The sequence below is a fragment of the Candidatus Zixiibacteriota bacterium genome (assembly GCA_020853795.1).
Lineage (GTDB): Bacteria > Zixibacteria > MSB-5A5 > CAIYYT01 > CAIYYT01 > JADJGC01.
In genome coordinates, this window is sequence record JADYYF010000040.1 from 1 (window position 1) to 4,050 (window position 4,050).

Annotated in this window: 2 protein-coding genes; one reads left to right on the plus strand and one right to left on the minus strand. The window is 57.6% G+C overall.

Annotated elements, in window-relative coordinates:
- The coding region (locus IT585_02395) for a nucleotidyltransferase domain-containing protein (protein MCC6962079.1) at positions 1–3,000 on the plus strand (3,000 nt) is incomplete at its 5' end.
- Positions 3,001–3,003: 3 nt separating this feature from the next.
- Here the strand turns inward: IT585_02395 and IT585_02400 are convergent.
- Positions 3,004–4,050: FAD-binding oxidoreductase (locus IT585_02400; protein MCC6962080.1), on the minus strand; the 1,047-nt coding region annotated here is incomplete at its 5' end.

Here is a 4,050-nt window from a genome sequence, read left to right on the forward strand (position 1 = left end):
CGCATCATCCTTGAGGACTCCACCTTCACGACCTCCGGTCTGCGCGAGACTCCGTGGGCGCAGACAGTACCACTCAAGGTCTTCGACGAAGTCATCGGCACCATCAGCGTCTACTACTCACGCGAAATGCCCCATGAGGACGAAGGGCCGTTTCTCAAGGAAGAAACCAAGCTCCTCGCCACCATCGCCGAGCGCCTTTCGAGCTTCATCACTTTCCAGAAGATGCGTACCGTGTTTACGCAATATCGTACCGCCGCACAGGAGCTGGTCGAGCAAGCGCGTCCGGAGTGGCGGGTTGTTCTCGACCTGCTCAGTCGTACCGATCGTAACCTGTATTACAATATCTCCACCAAGATGCTCAATTACCTGTGCTGGACTGGCGTGGATGACGCCAAGCGGTTGGCGCAGTACTACGATCCCGAGGATGCCGGCGAAACCGACAGCCTGCTCAAGGACTCCAATGTTCCGCACCGCAAGCGCCTGCTGCTCGAAGGCAGCGAACTGATCAGCGACGAGACTTTCAAGATTGCGGCCGACGAGCTCTCCGCCGCGGAGATTCTCTCGTTTATCCAGCGCTGGATTCAACAGGACAAGCTCAGTTTCCTGATCAAGACGCTGGCCAACATCAATACACCGATCTCCGAATTGAATGAGGCCGTTCGCCGTTATCATCGCATGGCACCCGAAGGACACGATATCCCGGTGAACACCAAGCGGGGCCTGATGGTGTCGTTGATCCGCCGCATCTTCTCCGAGTCGCTCGACTACATCAACATCGCCAAACATTTCGTCGAGATCAACGATGTCTTCGATCTGATGCACAATGTCATCTACTTGTCGGAGTCACAGGGTAAGCTCGGCGGCAAGGCCGCCGGTATCTTTCTCGCCGGCCAGATTCTCAAACGCGCAGGCGAATCCAACGAACTGCTGGCACAGGTGCAGACACCGCGCGCCTACTACATCACATCCGACGTTGTACTGCATTTCATGAGTTACAACAATTTCGAAGAGGTGATTGAGCAGAAGTACAAGGAGATCGATCAGATCCGTCTCGAATATCCCAACGTAGTTCAGACCTTCAAGAACGCGGTGTTTCCGCCGGATATCATCAAGGCCCTTTCGGTCGTGCTCGACGATTTTGGCGAACACCCGCTGATCGTACGCAGTTCGAGTTTGCTGGAAGATCGCACCGGCTCCGCCTTTTCCGGCAAGTACAAGAGCCTTTTCCTCGCCAACCAGGGCTCCAAGGAGAAGCGTCTGGCTGCCCTCATGGACGCAATCGCAGAGGTCTACGCCTCGACCTTCGGTCCCGATCCGATCGAGTACCGTGCCGAGCGAGGCTTGCTCGATTTCCACGAGGAGATGGGCATCATCATCCAGGAAGTGATCGGCACGCGTATCGGCCGCTATTTCTGCCCGGTCTTTGCCGGCGTCGCGTTCAGCCGCAACGAGCTGCGTTGGTCGCCGCGCATCAAGCGTGAAGACGGTTTGCTGCGCATGGTTGTCGGGCTCGGCACGCGCGCCGTCGATCGCACGAGCGACGATTACCCAATCCTCGTCTCTCCCGGACAGCCCGGGCTGCGGGTGAATGTCACCGTCGAAGAGGCTGTCCGCTATTCGCCCAAGATGATGGACGTCATCGACCTTGAAACCAACTCATTTGTAACTCTGCCGGTCGGTGAAGTTCTGAGCAAGTTTGGCGACGATATCCCGATGATCGAGCAGATCGTCTCGCTCGACAAAGGCGACCGCCTCCAACGCCCGGTTGGCATCAATCTGCACCTCGGCAGCGAGCACGCGGTAGTCACCTTCGACGGCTTGCTGGCAAATACACGGTTCATGAGCCAGATCCAGGCCATTCTGCAGACACTGGAAGAGAAGCTCGGTAATTCGGTCGATATCGAGTTTGCCCACGACGGGAAGAACTTCTACTTGCTCCAGTGCCGGCCGCAAAGTCACTCTGACGACAGTGCACCGGCGCCGATCCCCAAGGACCTGCCGGCCGAAAAGACGATTTTCACCGCCAACCGGTATGTTTCCAACGGTCGGATGCCCGATATCACACACATAGTCTACGTCGACCCCGAAAAATACAAAGGTCTCGGCGATCGACCGTCGCTACTGGCCGTCGGACGCGCCATCAGCCGTCTTAATCAACTCCTGCCGAAGCGACAGTTCATCCTGATCGGCCCCGGCCGGTGGGGCAGCCGTGGCGACATCAAACTCGGTGTCAGCGTCACCTACTCTGACATCAACAACTCGGCGATGCTGATCGAGGTTGCCCGTACCAGCGGCAATTACCAACCCGATCTTTCCTTCGGCACTCACTTCTTCCAGGACTTGGTCGAAGCACACATCCGCTACCTGCCGCTCTATCCCGATGATCCCGGCATTATTTTCAACGAGGCCTTCTTGCACCGATCGCGCAATATCCTCGGCGAAATTCTGCCTGAATTTGAGTACTTGCAGGATGTGGTGAAGTTGATTGATGTCCCCCGTTCCGCTGCCGGACAGGTGCTGCAGGTGCTGATGAACGCGGATCTCGATTACGCCGTTGCCCTGCTCTGCAATCCGCGCTCGCGTTTCGAACTCCTGCAAGAAACGCACGCCCATCCCGAATTCTCCGGCGACCACCATTGGCGCTGGCGTCACAGCATGGCCGAGCAAATTGCCGCCAAGCTCGACGCCGGTCGCTTTGGCGTCAAAGGTGTGTACCTGTTCGGTTCGACCAAGAACGGCACAGCCGGCCCCGGCAGCGACATCGATCTGCTTCTGCATGTCGACTCCACGCCCGAACAGCGCGAACTCCTACAGCTCTGGCTTGACGGCTGGAGCCGCTGTCTGGCAGAGATCAACTACGAGCGCACCGGCTTCCGCAATGATCATTTGCTCGATGTCCACCTGGTGACCGACGAGGACATCGCCAACCGCGACAGCTACGCAATCAAGATCGGCGCCGTTACCGACGCCGCCAAGCCGCTGGCGATGGGCAACTCGTAGCCCTTACTGCGGATCGAAAATCTTTCCCGGATTGAGGATATTGCGCGGATCAAAGATGCGCTTGATCTGGCGCATCAAATCGAGAGCATCGGGATGCTCGATGCCAAAGATTTCCTTATGGCCCAGACCAATGCCGTGTTCGCCCGAAATCGTCCCGCCGCACGCCACCGCCTTGAGGATGATCTTGCGGTTGATCTCCAGCGCCGCTTTCCATTCGGCTTCATCCTCCCGCCGTGCGAGAATTAAGGCATGAATCAGTCCCATCCCGACATGGCCGAACGCGTGAATCAACAGCCCCGATTGTTCCGACAGTTCGCGGCAGTACTGCACGATCTCCGGAAGGCGCGATATCGGGAAGGCCGCGTCGTTACGGATGATCGTGTAGCCGGGGCGGCGAAGTTTGATGGCGTTAGTCACATAATGTCGAATATCCCACGGGTTCTGCCCGGACGCCAACACCAACGGCTCACCTTCGAGCTCAGCCGCAATCTGTGTTGCCGCTTCGGCGTTGCTCGCAAGCACCGGCTCTGGCCCGTGGACTTCGAGGAACAAACACGGTACTTCCTGCAGACTATAGCCATTGAGCTGATTCAACGCCTGAATCACGTTGCGATCGAGGAACTCAACGGCCGCCATGTCGAGACCATAGCGCATGATTTCCGACACGCACTGCGCCGCCTGATACTCAGTCGGGAACTTGAATGCAAACTTGCGATTCCCCTCCGGTATCCCCAGCAGCCGCAGTGTCACTGCCGTGATCACACCCAGCGTACCTTCCGATCCTGCGATGAGGTCAATGAGATTGTATCCAGAAGACCGCTTGATCGCGCGGTTCCCCAGCCGATGCATTCGGCCCGTGCCGTCAACAAGCTCAAGTTCTAAGACAAAATCCTTCGTCCCGCCGTACTTGACCGAATAGATCCCGCTGGCGTTCGTCGAGACCATCCCGCCGATCGTGGCGACATCCGAACTGCCGCCCGGTGAAGGCGGGAAGAACAGCGACTCCCGTTTGAGAATTTCATTCAGTTTCTCGTAGACGATTCCCGGCTC